At 75.1% G+C, this 15325-nt stretch carries 10 protein-coding genes and 1 pseudogene; 7 read left to right on the top strand and 4 right to left on the bottom strand.

The annotated features are described in order from the left end of the window. Nucleotides 1–5: 5 nt before the first annotated feature. From ACFQLX_RS05745 to ACFQLX_RS05760, 4 genes and pseudogenes are all read left to right on the top strand, one after another. A complete protein-coding gene (locus ACFQLX_RS05745) occupies nt 6–293 on the top strand; it encodes an SHOCT domain-containing protein (protein WP_386412858.1) in 288 nt (95 codons plus the stop codon). Beyond that, on the top strand, nt 290–1081 hold the full coding sequence (locus ACFQLX_RS05750; protein WP_386412678.1) for an ABC transporter ATP-binding protein: 792 nt from the start codon (nt 290–292) through the stop codon (nt 1079–1081). Before ACFQLX_RS05745 ends, ACFQLX_RS05750 begins: the two co-directional genes overlap by 4 nt. Then, nucleotides 1078–3622 (top strand): annotated as a pseudogene (locus ACFQLX_RS05755) (ABC transporter permease). Before ACFQLX_RS05750 ends, ACFQLX_RS05755 begins: the two are co-directional and overlap by 4 nt. A 214-nt stretch (nt 3623–3836) precedes the next feature. Further along, entirely contained in the window at nt 3837–4991 is a 1155-nt protein-coding gene (locus ACFQLX_RS05760) for a PLP-dependent cysteine synthase family protein (RefSeq protein WP_386412861.1), read from the top strand. A 48-nt stretch (nt 4992–5039) separates the two neighbouring features. Here the strand turns inward: ACFQLX_RS05760 and ACFQLX_RS05765 are convergent, their stop codons facing one another. Further along, on the bottom strand, nt 5040–5840 hold the full coding sequence (locus tag ACFQLX_RS05765; protein WP_386412680.1) for a DeoR/GlpR family DNA-binding transcription regulator: 801 nt from the start codon (nt 5838–5840) through the stop codon (nt 5040–5042). A gap of 209 nt (nt 5841–6049) precedes the next feature. Between ACFQLX_RS05765 and ACFQLX_RS05770 the strand changes: the two genes are divergently transcribed. Continuing rightward, complete coding sequence (locus ACFQLX_RS05770) at nt 6050–8521, top strand: hypothetical protein (protein ID WP_386412682.1); 2472 nt, start codon at nt 6050–6052, stop codon at nt 8519–8521. On the opposite strand, the gene ACFQLX_RS05775 is transcribed toward ACFQLX_RS05770, so the two are convergent. Both ACFQLX_RS05775 and ACFQLX_RS05780 read right to left on the bottom strand, forming a co-directional pair. After that, nucleotides 8481–10895 (bottom strand): right-handed parallel beta-helix repeat-containing protein, encoded by a 2415-nt coding sequence (locus ACFQLX_RS05775; protein ID WP_386412684.1) that lies wholly within the window; start codon nt 10893–10895, stop codon nt 8481–8483. The two genes, ACFQLX_RS05770 and ACFQLX_RS05775, sit on opposite strands and share 41 nt — an antisense overlap. An 83-nt stretch (nt 10896–10978) precedes the next feature. Then, on the bottom strand, nt 10979–11578 hold the full coding sequence (locus ACFQLX_RS05780) for a DUF6643 family protein (RefSeq protein ID WP_386412686.1): 600 nt from the start codon (nt 11576–11578) through the stop codon (nt 10979–10981). Nucleotides 11579–11800: 222 nt separating this feature from the next. Here ACFQLX_RS05780 and ACFQLX_RS05785 point away from each other — a divergent pair, with 222 nt between their 5' ends. Further along, the gene (locus ACFQLX_RS05785; protein ID WP_386412688.1) at nt 11801–13204 is read left to right on the top strand and encodes a TerD family protein; all 1404 of its coding nucleotides are present in this window, start codon (nt 11801–11803) and stop codon (nt 13202–13204) included. Nucleotides 13205–13215: 11 nt separating this feature from the next. Here the strand turns inward: ACFQLX_RS05785 and ACFQLX_RS05790 are convergent, their stop codons facing one another. Beyond that, a complete protein-coding gene (locus ACFQLX_RS05790; RefSeq protein ID WP_386412690.1) occupies nt 13216–14376 on the bottom strand; it encodes a glycosyltransferase in 1161 nt (386 codons plus the stop codon). A 140-nt stretch (nt 14377–14516) separates the two neighbouring features. Between ACFQLX_RS05790 and ACFQLX_RS05795 the strand changes: the two genes are divergently transcribed. After that, entirely contained in the window at nt 14517–15296 is a 780-nt protein-coding gene (locus ACFQLX_RS05795; RefSeq protein WP_386412864.1) for a glutamate racemase, read from the top strand. Nucleotides 15297–15325: the final 29 nt, after the last annotated feature.

Consider the following 15325-nt stretch of genomic DNA (forward strand, 5'->3'; position numbering starts at 1 on the left):
CGACGATGAACACCCTGGCGCACACCTGGAACGACGGCGGCCCGGGGCCGTGGATCCTGCTCTTCCCGCTGATCTGGGCGCTGGTCATCGCCGGTGCCGTCCTGCTGCTGCGCCGCACCCTCTGGCGCGGCCGCGGCCCCTGGCAGCACCGCGCCTGCCGGGGCGGGGACACGGCGCTCGCCGCGCTCGGCCGCCGCTACGCCGAGGGCGGGATCGACGAGGACGAGTACCGGCGCCGCTACTCCGTACTGTCCGAGGAGTACCGGGGCGGCCCCAAGGACGGCGCCGTATGAGCGCCCCGGCTCCCGTACGGACCGCGGCGGCGGCCCGCGTCACCGACGCCGTGAAGGTCTACGGCACCGGCGGCACCGAGGTCCGGGCGCTCGACGGAATCACCGTCGAGTTCCCGGCCGGCCGCTTCACCGCGATCATGGGCCCCTCCGGCTCCGGCAAGTCCACCCTGATGCACTGCGCCGCCGGCCTGGACACCCTCACCTCGGGCAGCGCCTTCGTCGGCGGCACCGACCTCAGCGACCTGGACGACCGGCGGCTGACGCTGCTGCGCCGCGAGCGGATCGGCTTCGTCTTCCAGGCGTTCAACCTGCTGCCGACGCTGACCGTCGCGGAGAACATCACCCTGCCCATGGACCTCGCGGGCGGGAAGGGCGCCGCCGGGTCGCGCGAGTGGGTCGACGCCCTCATCGACACCGTCGGCCTGCGCGACCGCCTCCACCACCGCCCCGGTGAGCTGTCCGGCGGCCAGCAGCAGCGCGTCGCCGTGGCCCGCGCCTTCGCCGGCCGCCCGGACGTGGTCTTCGCCGACGAGCCGACCGGCAACCTCGACTCCCGCTCCGGCGAGGAGGTGCTGGGGCTGCTCGGCCGCACCGTGCGCGAACTGGACCGCAGCGTCGTCATGGTCACCCACGACCCCGTCGCCGCCGCACACGCCGACGAGGTGGTCTTCCTCGCCGACGGCCGCCTGGTCGACCGGATGACGGCGCCGACCCCGCAGCGCGTACTGGACCGGATGCGCCACCTGGTGCGCGAGGCCCCCGAGCCGACAGGGAGCGCCCGGACATGAACGCCACCGCCCGCCTCGGCATCGCCTCCCTGCGCGCACAAACGCCGCTTCGCCGGCACCTTCCTCGCCGTCTTCCTCGGCGTCGCCTTCCTGGCCGGCACCCTGGTCATGGGCGACACCCTCAAGGCGGCCTTCGACACCATGTTCGGCCGCGCCACCAGTGGTACGGACGCCGTGGTCCGCAGCGCCGACGCCATCACCACCCCCGACGACAACGTCGGCACCCGCGCGCCCGTCGACAGCTCCCTGGCGCGGCGGATCGCCGCCGCCCCCGGCGTGGCGGCGGCCGTCCCGAACATCCAGGGCCGCGGCCAACTCCTGGGCGCCGACGGCGAACCCGTCGGCGGCCAGGGCCCGCCCACCCTGGCCGGCAACTGGATCGACGACCCCGACCTCAACTCCTACCGGCTCGCCGAGGGCCGCCTGCCCCGCAGCAGCGGCGAGGCCGTGGTCAACCGCGGCGCCGTCAAGGCAGGCGGCCTCCACCTCGGCGACACCACCGTCCTGCGCACCCCCGACCCGGTGCGGATCACCATCGTCGGCATCTCCACCTTCGGCGGCGAGGACGGGATGGGCCAGGTCACCTTCACCGGCCTGACCCTGGCCGACGCCGACCGCCACCTGGCGCCCGAGCCGGGCCGGGCCGCCTCCATCCAGGTCCGCGCCGACAGCGGCACCTCCCAGCAGGAGCTGGTCGACTCCCTCGCCCCGCTGCTGCCCCAGGGCGTGGAGGCCGTCACCGGCCAGGAGACCGCCGAGGAGAGCCGGGACCAGATCGCCGGCGCCTTCCTGTCGATGTTCACGATGATGCTGCTGGTCTTCGCCGGGATCGCCCTGCTGGTGGCCACCTTCACCATCCACAACACCTTCGCCATCGTCGTCGCCCAGCGCACCCGCGAGAACGCCCTGCTGCGCGCCCTGGGCGCCACCCGCCGCCAGGTCCTCGCCCAGACCCTCACCGAGGCGCTCGCCGTCGGCGCGCTGGCCTCGCTGGCGGGACTGGCCGGCGGGGTCGGCATCGCGGCGGGGCTGCAGGTGCTCTTCCCGGCGGTCGGCTTCCCCTTCCCCGACGGGGCGCTGGTGGTCACCGCCGTCCCGCTGGCGGTGCCGTTCCTGGTGGGGCTGCTCGTGTGCACCGGTTCGGCGCTGCACCCGGCGCTCAAGGCGGGGCGCACCGCGCCGCTGGCCGCCCTGCGCGAGAGCACGCTCGACACCTCCGCCGCCTCGCCGCTGCGGGCCCGGCTGGGCGCCGCGACCACGGCGACGGGTACGGCACTGACCGCGTGGGGCGCGCTGTCCGGCCCCTCCGCCGCGCTCACCGGCCTGGGCGCGGCGCTGACCCTGGCGGGCTTCGTGGTCCTGGGCCCGGTCGCCTCCTCGTACGCGGTACGGATCCTCGGCGCCCCCCTGCGCCGCATGAACGGCCGCCTGGCCCGCCGCAACGCCCTGCGCAGCCCCCGGCGCACGGCCGCGACCGCCACCGCGCTGATGATCGGCGTCGCCGTGGTGGCGCTCTTCACGGTCTTCGCCTCCTCCCTGAAGGCGACCATGGACCAGACGGTCTCGCGCGCCTTCGCCGGCGACGTGGCGGTCCAGGCCTCCGGCTTCGGCGCGGGTCCCAACGGCCTCACCCCGAAACTGGCGCCCGCCCTCGCCGCGTTGCCCGAGGTGCGGACCGCCACCGGGCTCGGCCAGGGTGTCGCCCGCATCGACGGCGGGGGCCGCGCGCTCACCGTCGCCGACCCGGCGACGGTCGGCCGGGTGCTGGACTTCGGCGAGGTGCGGGGCCGCCTCGGCGACCTCGGTACGGACGGCTTCGCGGTCTCGAAGTCCGAGGCGGGCAAACGGGGTTGGCGCCTGGGCTCCACCCCGGAGTTCACCTTCGCCGACGGCGCGGTGCGCAGGCTCACCGTGCGCGCCGTCTACACCGAGAAGGGCGTCGCGGGCGACTACCTCCTCTCCCGCGCCGCCTGGGCACCCCACCAACTGCGCGACACCGACCGGCTGGTGGCCGTCTCCTTCAGGGACGGCGTCCCCCTCACCGAGGGAAAGGCGGCCGTGGCGGCGGTGGCGAAGGACTTCGGCAACCCCGAGGTGCAGACCCGCCAGGAGTACGCGGACAGCTCCGCCGCCGGCCTCGACATCATGCTCACGCTGGTCTACGCGCTGCTCGCTCTGGCCGTGCTGATCGCCCTGCTGGGCATCGCCAACACCCTCACCCTCGCCGTCCACGAGCGCACCCGCGAGCTGGGGCTGCTGCGGGCCGTCGGACAGACCCGCGCCCAGCTGCGGGCCATGGTCCGCTGGGAGTCGGTGCTGGTCGCCGCCTTCGGCACGGCGGGCGGCCTGCTGCTGGGCGCGTTCCTGGGCTGGGCGATGGTCAGGGCCCTGGACACCACCGGCGACAGCGCCTTCGCCGTACCCCCGCTCCAGCTCACCGTCGTCGCCCTGGTCGGCGTCGGCGCGGGCGCCCTCGCCGGCTGGCGCCCGGCACGGCGGGCGGCGCGGCTGGACGTACTGCGGGCCATCGCCGCCGAGTAGCGGCCGCGCGGGAAGAGCGGGGGAGCGGGGGAGCGGCGGCAAGGGAGCCAGGGGTCCGGACGGCCGCAGAACCGTCCGGACCCCCCTTTGCCGCCTTGTCGCCTTGTCCCCTTGTCACCGCTGTCGGCCCCGCACCGGGAGCTGTCTATGATCGAGAAGGCTTCGACCGGGGCCGACGTACGGCAGAAGGAGCGGCGCGGTGAGCAGCAGCGGCGTGCAGTACCAGGAGACAGGCGGCACCAGTCCCGTCGTACAGCCCCGCTGTCCGGCCCCGACCGTCGACGTGGACCGCAGCGACCCGCACTACCGGGCCTGGCTGAAGGAGGCCGTCCGCAAGGTCCAGGCCGACGCCAACCGCTCCGCCGACACCCATCTGCTGCGCTTCCCCCTCCCCGAGTCCTGGGGCATCGACCTCTACCTGAAGGACGAGTCGACCCACCCCACCGGCAGCCTCAAGCACCGCCTCGCCCGCTCCCTCTTCCTCTACGGCCTGTGCAACGGCTGGGTGCGCCCGGACAAGCCCGTCATCGAGGCGTCCAGCGGCTCCACGGCCGTCTCCGAGGCGTACTTCGCCAAGCTGATCGGCGTGCCCTTCATCGCCGTGATGCCGCGCACCACCAGCCGGGAGAAGACCCGCCTGATCGAGTTCCACGGCGGGCAGTGCCACCTGGTGGACGACCCGCGCACCGTCTACGAGGTCTCCGCCCGCCTCGCCGTCGAGACCGGCGGCCACTACATGGACCAGTTCACCTACGCCGAGCGGGCCACCGACTGGCGCGGCAACAACAACATCGCCGAGTCGGTCTTCGAGCAGCTGCGCCTGGAGCGCTACCCCGAGCCCGCCTGGATCGTCGCCACCGCCGGCACCGGCGGCACCTCCGCGACCATCGCCCGCTACATCCACTACGGCCAGTACGACACCCGCGTCTGCGTCGCCGACCCGGAGAACTCCTGCTTCTTCGACGGCTGGGTCGAGAACTCCGCCGAGGTCTCCTGCGACAGCGCCTCGCGCATCGAGGGCATCGGCCGCCCGCGGATGGAGCCCAGCTTCGTCCCGCTGGCGATCGACCGGATGATGAAGGTCCCCGACGCCGCCAGCATCGCCGCCGTGCGCGCCCTGGAGCAGGCGATCGGCCGCAAGGCCGGCGGCTCGACCGGCACCGGGCTGTGGAGCGCGCTGAAGATCGTCGCCGAGATGGTGGAGCGCGGCGAGCACGGCAGCGTGGTGACGCTGATCTGCGACCCGGGCGACCGCTACCTCGACAAGTACTACTCGGACGCCTGGCTGGCAGAACAGGGCCTGGACATCGGCCCGTACAGCGCCGCGCTGGACGGCTTCCTGGGAACGGGCCGCTGGCCGCGGCACTGACGCCCGAGGCCGCGCTTGGGTCCTGTACGGAGTCCTCCCGGGGAGGACCTAGTCCTCCCCGGCGCCGCCCGCCACGATCAGCCGCGGCAGCAGCCCCTCGATCCGCTCCCGGTCGCGCGGTGCCAGCCCCGCGTCCGTGACCAGCACGTCGACCGCCGACAGCGGGGCGAAGGAACTCAGGCCCACCGTCCCCCACTTGGTGTGGTCGGCGACCACCACGACCTGGCGCGCCGAGCGCAGCAGCTGCCGGTTGGTCTCCGCCTCCGCCAGGTTCGGCGTGGACAGGCCCGCCTCCTCGGATATCCCGTGCACGCCCAGGAGGAGCAGGTCGAAGTGGAGCGTGCGGATCGCCTGGTCGGCCACCGGCCCGACCAGCGCGTCCGAGGGGGTGCGCACCCCGCCCGTCAGCAGCACCGTGGCGCCCGCCTCGCCGCCGTGCAGCACGTCCGCCACCCGCACCGAGTTCGTCACCACCGTCAGCTCCGGCACCCGCAGCAGCTGCCGGGCCACGGCGTAGGTCGTCGTCCCCCCGGAGAGGGCGATCGCGCTGCCGGGCGCCACCAGCGCCGCCGCCACGCGGGCGATCTCCTCCTTGGCGGCCTGCTCCAGCGCCGACTTGGCCTCGAAACCGGGCTCGTGGGTACTGGGCTCCACCACCGGCACCGCACCGCCGTGCACCTTGGCGAGCACTCCCTGCCGGGCGAGCGAGTCGAGATCGCGGCGCACCGTCATGTCCGAGACGCCGAGCTTGCGCGTGAGGTCGCCCACCCGCGCCCCGCCGTGGCGCCGGACCTCGTCGAGGATCAGGGCGCGCCGCTGCTCGGCGAGCAGGTTCTGGTGGTCGTTCACCGCGACTGCCCTTCCTGTGGCCGAAAGCGCGCTCATGTACGAGCGCGGGCCCATCTTCCCACGGGTGTGCGGGCGACCGGCCCGGCCGGAGGTCGGCCGCGCCCCCGCCGGGCCGGTCGAGGGTCACGATTGCGCGGCTTTCGGCGCGCGCGGGCGGCCACCTGCCGGCGCAGGCACAACGCTGGTAGGCGAGACCCGCAGGAGAGCGCATGACAGTCGAGCAGCAGACCGTACCGGCGCAGCCGAACAGCGAAGAGCCGCAGTGCGCCCTGGAGTTGCTGGTGCACGGCGTCGGCGGGGCGACGCCCGAGCGGATGCTCGACGCCCCGCGCACCGTACGCGTCACCGGCGACGACACCGCGGGCATCCACCGGCGCCGCGGGGAGGAGAAGGGGGAGCGGACCTCCACCGTCGAGGAGCCGGTGGCGGAGGCGTACTGCTGGTCCAACCTGACCTCCGGCAACGGCGCCCGCGCGCTGTGGCTGGTCCTGCTGCCGTTCATGGTCGCCAACCTGGCCCACTGGGCGCGCCCGGCCGCCGCCCCCGCCCACCCCGGCCAGCGCGCCTACGACGTCCTCGTACGGCTGCTCGCCCTCAGCCTCACGGTGCTGCTGGTGGCGGCGGCCGGCGAGGTGACGATGGACCTGATCGCCTGGCAGTGCGCGGGCAGTTCCCACTGCGTGCAGAACAAGTCCTGGCTCGCCTTCATGACGGGGGAGGGCTGGTGGGCGCGCCCCGGGAGCAGGCTGCTGCTCGGCGCCGCGCTCCCCGCGCTGCTGACGGGGCTGCTGTGGTGGCTCTCGCACCGCACCTGGAGCGCCTACGAGTCCGCCGAGCCGCCCACGCCCCAGGCAGCCGGCCCGCAGTCCGGCCCGCAGTCCGGCCCGCAGTCCGCCCAGCCGTCCGGCCCGCGGGAGTCGGCGGAGCAGCCCATGCTCGCGCTGCCCGGCTTCTGGTACGGGCGCCGGCTCGTCGCCGGACTGCGCGCCGCGCACACGGCGGCCGGGCTGCTGACGGTGGCCGGCGTGCTGTGGGCCGCCGCCGCGCACGCCCACTCCGGCGGTGCGCTGGGAGCCCTGGGCTGGGCGCTGGGCGCCCTCCACCTGGCCTGCTGGGCGGCCGTCCTCACCGAGCTCTGCCGCCGGGGCCGCAGCGAGCGCCGACCCGACACGGCGAAGGACACCCCGACGGTGCGCCTCCTGCCCGGCGCCGCCCTCGCCCTCCTCGCGCTCACCGCCCTGCACACCGCCTGGCCGCGCCCCGGCTGGACGACCCGCGGCGCGCTGCCCACCCCGCACCTCTTCGGCGTACTGGCCGTCGTCCAGGGCGCATTGATCGCCCTCCTCGCGCTGACCGCCTGGTGGCTGCAGCGCGGCGCCGCCCGCCGCAGTGGCGGCGGGGAGGCGCCCGCGCTCAAGGGGCTGGCCGGTCCGACGGTGGCGCTGCTGGCGTGCGCGCTGGCCGGCGTCCTGTCCGGCGGCCTCATCCAGCGCCTCGCCGACTGGCTCGACCGGGGCGCCACCCCCGGCCAGGGCGCGCTCGCCGGGCCGCCGGTGGAGCTGAGCTGGCAGGCCACGATGATCCCCCTGGTGCTCCTCGCCGTGCTGGCCGTCGCCGCGCTGGCCGCCCTGCGCTCGCGGCGCGAGAGCCGCCGCCTCCAGGCCGACGTCCTGCGCTGGTACGCCGGTGAGGACTCCGCCAACCCGCCCCGCCCCGGCGACCCCCGCGCCCGCAGCATCGCCGGCGCCGTCTCCCGCGCCCGGCTCACCGACGTCGGCCCCACCGCCCTGGGCACCGCCGCGCTGATCGTGCTGCTGGTGGGCGCCGGCGCCGTCGCCGGGGCCTGGATGAGCGGCGAGGTGCCCGGCGCGGCGGCCCAGGGGATGCCCGAACCGCTGCCCACGCTGGCCCGGTTGGGCCAGGCGCTGGGCTCCTGGCTGATGGGCGCCGCCTTCGTGCTGCTGCTGACGCTGGGCCGGCGCGCGTACAAGGACCCCGCCGCGCGGCGCAGCGTCGGCATCCTCTGGGACGTCGGCACCTTCTGGCCGCGCGCCGCGCACCCCTTCGCCCCGCCCTGCTACGCCGAGCGCGCCGTCCCCGACCTGACCTGGCGCATCAGCAGCTGGATCAGGACCCACCCGCGCGGCCGGCTCGTCGTCTCCGGCCACTCCCAGGGCAGCGTGCTGGCCGCGGCGGCCGTCTGGCAGCTCCCCCCCGCCCACCGGCGCCGCGTCGCGCTGCTCACCTACGGCTCCCCGCTGCACCGGCTCTACGGGCGCTGGTTCCCCACGTACTTCGGCACCGCGCAACTCACCGCCCTGCGCGAGGCGTTGGGCGGGAAGGACGCGGGGACCTGGACCAACCTCTGGCGGCGCACCGACCCCATCGGCGGCCCCGTCCTCCCCCGGCCCGGCCCGGACCGCTCCGGCCGGTCACCCCGGCCCCCCGAGCCCCCGACCGTGGACCACCCCCCGCTCCAGGACCCCCTGGCCTACGGACGCACCGACCGCCACCCGCTGCCCGCACCGATCCTCGGCCACTCCGACTACCAGGCCGACCCCGCCTTCAGGGAGCAACGCCGCGCCCTGCTCCAGCGGTTGGCCGCCGGCCCCGCCCCGCACGGGCCGGCGGTCCCGGCCGTCACGAAAGCACCGGCAGGTCCTCCGGATGTAGGAGCGTGAGCTCGTCCGTACTGGGGGAGGCGACCTGCGCCACCCGCCCGGCATGGCGCTCGACCATCGACTCGAAGGTCTGGCGGGCGGTGCGCCCGTTGCCGAACGCCGGGCCCTTGGGCAGCGCCGCGAAGTGCCGCAGCAGCGCCTTGCGGGTGGGCTTGGCGAGCGTGTACTCGTGCTCGCCGGCCTGCTGCTCCACGATCCGCAGCAGCTCCTCGGGCGAGTAGTCGCCGAAGGTGATGGTCCGGGAGAAACGGGACGCCACCCCGGGGTTGGTGGTGAGGAAGCGCTCCATCTCGCTGGTGTAGCCGGCGACGATGACCACCACCTCGTCGCGGTGGTCCTCCATCAGCTTCACCAGCGTGTCGATGGCCTCCCGGCCGAAGTCGCGCCCGGCGTCCTCCGGCGCCAGCGCGTACGCCTCGTCGATGAACAGCACCCCGCCGCGCGCCCGGTCGAAGACCTCCTGGGTACGGATCGCGGTCGAGCCGATGTGCTCCCCGACCAGGTCCACCCGGGAGACCTCCACCATGTGGCCGCTGCCCAGCACGCCCAGCGAGGCCAGGATCTCGCCGTAGAGCCGGGCCACCGTCGTCTTGCCCGTACCGGGTGAGCCGGTGAAGACCAGATGGCGGCGCGCGGAGGCGGCCTTGAGGCCGGCGGCCTCGCGCTGGCGGCCCACCCGGATCATGTCGGTGAGGGTGCGGACCTCGCGCTTGACGCTCTCCAGGCCCACCAGCAGGTCGAGTTCGCCCAGCACCTCCTGGGAGGGGCGCACGTGCGGCACCTCCGTGGCCGCGGCGGTCGCCGGGACCGCGGCGGTGTCCGTCTGCTGGGCGGGCAGCCGCGCCCGGTCCTCGCCGCCGCGGGCCGCGGGCACGGCCGTGACGGCCTCCGCGCTCTCGTCGCTCGTGCACTCCGAGAACACCGGACCGCCCGCGCTCCCCGCGCCCTCCGAGCGGTCGAACTCGAAACCGCCGCGCGTACAGCGCTCGGTGCGGCAGCGCGTGAGGGTGCTGCGGCAGCCGTCGATGACGTGGAAGCCGTAGCCCGAACTCTCCGTCACCCGGCAGTCGGTGAAGGTGCCGCGCCCCTGCGCCGAGACGTACACCCCCGCCTCGGCGGGAGAGGTGATCGTGCAGTTCTCCACCGTGGGGTCGGCGCCCTTGGTGACGATGACGCCGGTCTGCACCGCGTCGACGGTGCAGTTGTCGAGCCGGCCGCCGCTGCCGTGGTCGCGGAACCAGGCGCCCGTCGCGGCCTCGCGGATTCGGCAGTCGGCCAGCTCCACCGCACCGCCGTCGCTCACCGAGACCGCCGTGTTGCGCACCTGCGAGATGTCGCTGGCCGTGACCTCCGCCCGCGAGCCGCGGTCCAGTACGAACAGGGCGTCGGGCACGTCGTGCACCCGGCACGACTCCAGCACTGCCTGCGCCCCGTCGCTCACCCACACCGCCGGGTAGTCGCCGGTGCTGTCGTGCAGTTCGCACTGGTCGGCCACCACGCGGGTGCCCGGGTCCCAGACCGACAGGCCGTTGCGGCCGAAGCGGCGCACCGTGGTGCGGCCCAGGGTGAGCTGCGAACGCGAGCGCAGGTCAACGGCGTTCTCCGGGATGTCGTGGATCTCGCAGCCGTCCAGGGTCAGTTCGGCGTCGGTGTCCAGGGTGATCCCGTCGGCCGTGGTGCGGTGCACCGTGCAGTCGGCGAGCACCCCCGTCCCCCGCGAGGTCACCTGCACGCCGGTGCCCTTGATCTCGTAGAACTCGCAGCCCAGCGCGTCGACCCCGCTGCCCTCGCCGGTGACCGACAGGCCCGCGCCGACGGTGTGGTGGACCCGGCAGCGCTCCAGGCGCGGATGCGCCCCGCCGCGCACCGTGATGCCGCTCTGGCCGGCGGCCAGCACCTCGCACTCCTCGGCCCGCCCCGTGGCGCCGCCGCTGAAACTGATGCCCGTCCCCCCGGGGTTGTCCACCGTGCAGCGCAGCAGCACCGGGGCGGCGCCCGAGCGCACCTCGATCCCGGCCGCGGAGTTCGTCACCACCCGTACGTCGGAGAACCGCGGCGCGCCCTCCTCCACCAGCAGCGCCGGGGCCGAGCTGTCCTGCCCCTCCAGCTGCAGCCCCTCGATGACCGCGTCGCCGCGGACCGTCAGCGCCACCCCGTCGGGGGGCGCCACCCGCACCGAGCCCAGCGCCGCGTCCCCGCGCAGCGTCACCTGGCGCTGTACGACCAGGTTCTCCCGGTACGTGCCGGGGGCGATGGCGAGCACGTCGCCGTCGGCCGCGGCCGACAGGGCCTCGCTCAGCGTCTCGTACTCCCCGGTGCGGCGACGCCACCGCGAACTGCTCGTGTGCGTCACCTGTACGGAGCCCTGTGCCATGGTCGCGCTCTGCCCTCGTCGCTCAGCGGTCGGCGGTCGGTGCTACACCGTAGCGTCTGCGACGGGGGAGGACGGGGAAGCTCTCAATAGCCGCGTCCGCCGTACGGCTGCTGCTGGTAGGGGCGGCCGTAGGGGTCGGTGTGCTGCTGCGGGGGCTGCTGCTGGTGCTGGGGGTAGGGCTGGGGCTGCTGGTACTGCGGTTGGGGCTGCTGCGGGACGGCGGCCGGGCGCGGCTGCACCGGCCGCATCGCCTCGTAGCCCGTGGTGACCGTGCTCGGAGCAGAGCCGCCGCCGGGGCCCAGAGCGAGCCGGGACTGCTGCGGCTGCGGCGCGTAGCGCGAGCCGGCCGGCTGCTGCTGCGGGACGAACTGCTGCGGCGCGGGCGGCTGCGGAGCCGCCGGATAGCCCCCCTGCGGCATGGCGGACTGCGGCATGGACTGCGCGGCGGGCTGGTACGCCGGCTGGTAGCCGGACTGGTAGCCCTGCTGCGGCATGGACGGGGCGGACGGCAGCGCGGGGCGCGCCGCCGGGAGCGCGGGCAGCCCGCCGCCCGCGTCGTAACTCTGGACCCGGATCGGAGCGATCTGAGGGGTGCCCCGCTCCGCGACCAGGGAGTCGTAGATCGGGGTGTCCGGGAAGGATGGCGCGTAGTAGCCGCCGCCATACGTGCGGGGGGAGGTCATGCACCCTAAGTTAAGCCCACCGTGTGCTCATTGGGGAGACCGATAAGAGGGTTGTTTTACGGGTTCGGAGTGACCGCCCGTCATCAATCCGAAGGAATCTCCGGAAAACGGACCTTCTGTCAGGTTGAGATCAGGTAAACACCGTGATCTTGCGGCGGAGGGGCGCGGTGGGGAATACCGTGGTGGTCAGGGGTTCTTACAGGCTGTGAAGGGGAGGGGCGCATGTCCATGCGCAAAGGGGAGAACGCGGCGGTCACCGCACCGTCGGTGCGGGTGGAGCTGGGCTGGCGGACCGGCCCGGGAGTGCCGGACGTGGACGCCTCCGCGCTGCTGCTGACCGACGGCCGCGTCCGCGACGACCGCGACTTCGTCTTCTACAACCAGGCGTCCCACGCCTCCGGCGCCGTCCGCCACGAGGGCAAGCGCCCGGCCGGCGGGGAGAGCACGGACGTGATCGCCGTCGAGTTGGGCCGGGTGGAGCCCGGTGTCGAGCGCGTCATCCTCTGCGCCTCGACGGACGGCGGCGACTTCGGGCGGGTGCCGGGGCTGCGGATCCGGGTGCTGGAGGCGGCCGGTGGCGCGGAGCTGATGCGCTACGAGGTAGCCGACGCCGGAGTGGAGAAGGCGTTCATCCTCGGTGAGTTGTACCGCCGCCAGGGCGCGTGGAAGTTCCGCGCGGTCGGCCAGGGCTACGGCAGCGGGCTGGAGGGCCTGGCCACGGACTTCGGCATCACGGTCGACGAGCCGCAGGCGGCGCCGCCCGCCCCGGCCGCCCCCGTCCTGCCGCCGCAGCGCACCACCCCGCCGCCGACACTGGTCACGCCGACCCCGCCGCCGGCTCCTACGCCGTCGTGGCAGCCGCCGTCCGCGCCGACGCCGCCGCCGGCTCCCGCGCCGTCGTGGCAGCCGCAGGCCGCGCCCACCCCGCCGCCGTACGTCCCCCCGGCGCAGCCGTACACGCCGCCCACCCCGCCGCCGGCGCCGCCCGCGCCCGCCGGGCCCACCCGGGTCACCCTCACCAAGAGCGCGCCCTCCGTCTCCCTCACCAAGCAGGGCGGCGTCGCCGGCGCGATGCGCGTCAACCTCAACTGGCAGGCGTCCGCCGCCGGTTCGGGCTGGGGCGCCAAGCGGGCCCGCGCCCGCGCCGCCGGTGTCGACCTCGACCTGTGCGCCCTCTACGAGCTGTCCGACGGCAGCAAGGGCATCGTCCAGGCCCTGGGCAACTCCTTCGGCTCGCTGCAGACGCCGCCGTTCATCCACCTCGACGGCGACGACCGCACGGGCGCGGTGGCCAGCGGCGAGAACCTGACCATCAACCTCGACCACCGCCAGTACTTCCGGCGCATCCTCATCTACGTCACCATCTACGAGGGCGCCGACAGCTTCGCCGGCCTGCACGCCACGGTCACCCTGCAGCCGCAGAACGGCGCCCCCGTCGACTTCTCCCTCGACGAGTGCACCGTCCCCTCCCGGGTCTGCGCACTGGCGCTTATCACCAACACCGGCAGCGAGTTGATGGTCCAGCGCGAGTCCCGCTACCTGATCGTGCCCAACGGCATGGGCCCCAACGGCACCATCGACCAGGCATACGGCTGGGGATTGCAGTGGACCCCGGGACGTAAGTAGCGCGATCCGGATCAGGCGTAGGTGCGGCCCTTCCAGGCCGCGCCTCGCCCCCGGTAGTGCTGGCGTGCGGAGTCCAGTGTCATCAGGAGGTAGAGCACGGCCGTGAAGGGCAGCAGCAGCGCGTCCCAGGGCGCGAGCCCGTAGTAGCGCAGCATCGGCAGGAAGCTCAGCGTCATCAGCGCCCACGCCGCGCCCCCCGCCGCCAGTGCCGGGAGCGGGCCGCCGAGCAGGCCCGCGAGGACCGCGAGCGGCGGCGCCACGTACACCAGCAGCAGCCCCAGCACCGTCCCGGCCAGCAGCAGCGGGCTGTGCAGCAGCTGCGCGTAGGCGCTGCGCGCGACCATCCGCCACAGCTCCGCCAGCCGCGGGTACGGGCGCACGCTGTCCACGCCCGTCGCCAGCCCCAGCCAGATCCGCCCGCCGTCGCGCTTGACCGCGCGGGCCAGGGACACGTCGTCGATCACCGCGTGGCGGATCGACTCCGGGATGCGCGAGCGGACCGCGGCCCCGGTGCGCAGCAGGACGCAGCCGCCGGCCGCGGCAGCGGTGCGGGCGCCGGGCCGGTTGACCCAGCGGAAGGGGTAGAGCTGGCTGAAGAAGTACACGAACGCCGGGACGATCAGCCGCTCCCAGCCCGTCGCCACCCGCAGCCGCGCCATCTGCGAGACCAGGTCGTAGCCGCCGCCGCGCGCCGCGCCGACCAACGCGCGCAGGCTGCCCGGGACATGGGCGATGTCGGCGTCCGTCAGCAGCAGGTACTCGGCGTCCATCCGCTCCCGCGCCAGCGCGACCCCGTGGCGCACCGCCCACAGCTTCCCCGTCCAGCCCTCCTCCGGCTCCCCGGGCGAGGCCACCGTCAGCTCCGGCCCGCCGTGCCGCTCGGACAGCTCCCGCGCCACCTCGGCGGTGCCGTCGCTGCTCCCGTCGTCGATCAGGAAGACGCGCACCTCGCCCGGGTAGTCCTGCGCCAGCAGCGAGGGCAGGCTCAGCGGCAGTACGTCCGCCTCGTCCCGCGCCGGTACGACCACCGCGACCGCCGGCCAGCGCTCCGGCGGCGCGTGGCGCGGCAGCCGCACGTCGGTGCGCCAGAAGCGGCCCTGCCCGAGCAGCAGCCACAGCCAGGCGGCCAGCGAGGCGAGCGCGGTCCAGGTGAGCCAGTGCGTGTCGGTCACCGCCGCAGTGTCCCGCAGCTACCGGGCCCGCGCGCGCGATCATCTAAAGTGACCGCGTGCCGACGAACGCCCAGCAGACCTCCCAGCAGACAGGCCGGCAGGCCGCGCCCACGAACGACGGGCGCGCCCCCGCCCCCACGATCGCCCTGGTGGACTCCGGGATCGGGCTGCTCGCCGCGGCGGCGGCCGTGCGCCGGGCCCGGCCCGACGCGCACCTGGTCCTCTCCGGCGACCCCGACGGGATGCCCTGGGGCCCGCGCACCCCCGCCGACCTCAGCGCCCACGCCCTCGCCTGCGCCCGCGCCACCGTCGCGCACCGCCCCGACGCGCTGATCGTCGCCTGCAACACCGCCACCGTGCACGCCCTGGACGCCCTGCGCGCGGAACTGGAGCCCGCCGTCCCCGTGATCGGCACCGTGCCGGCGATCAAGCCCGCCGCGGCGGCCGGCGGACCGGTCGCGGTCTGGGCCACCCCCGCCACCACGGGCAGCGCCTACCAGCGCGGCCTCATCGCGGAGTTCGCCGGCGGCGCGCAGGTCACCGAGGTGCCCTGCCCCGGACTGGCCGAGGCGGTGGAGCACGCCGACGAGGCGGCCGTACGGGCGGCGGTGTCCGCCGCGGCGGCCCGTACGCCGTCCGACGTACGGGCCCTGGTCCTCGGCTGTACGCACTACGAACTCGTCGCCGGGCAGATCCGCGCGGCCGTCCAGCCCGCCGGCGCCCCCCCGATCGCCTTCCACGGCTCCGCCGACGCGGTCGCCGCGCAGGCGCTGCGGCGCATCGGCCTGGCCCCCGACCCCGGTGCGCAGCACACCGGCGGCCTCACGGTGATCCACAGTGGCCGCCCGGCGCACCTGCCCGAGGAGGCACTCGCCTACGTCGAGGGCCGCTCGCTCGCCGCCGCCTGCCTGCCGGGCTGACGCCCCCGTTCGTACGGCTGCCGCACTTC

Source organism: Streptomyces polyrhachis (genome assembly GCF_042663125.1).
Classification (GTDB): Bacteria; Actinomycetota; Actinomycetes; order Streptomycetales; family Streptomycetaceae; genus Streptomyces; species Streptomyces polyrhachii.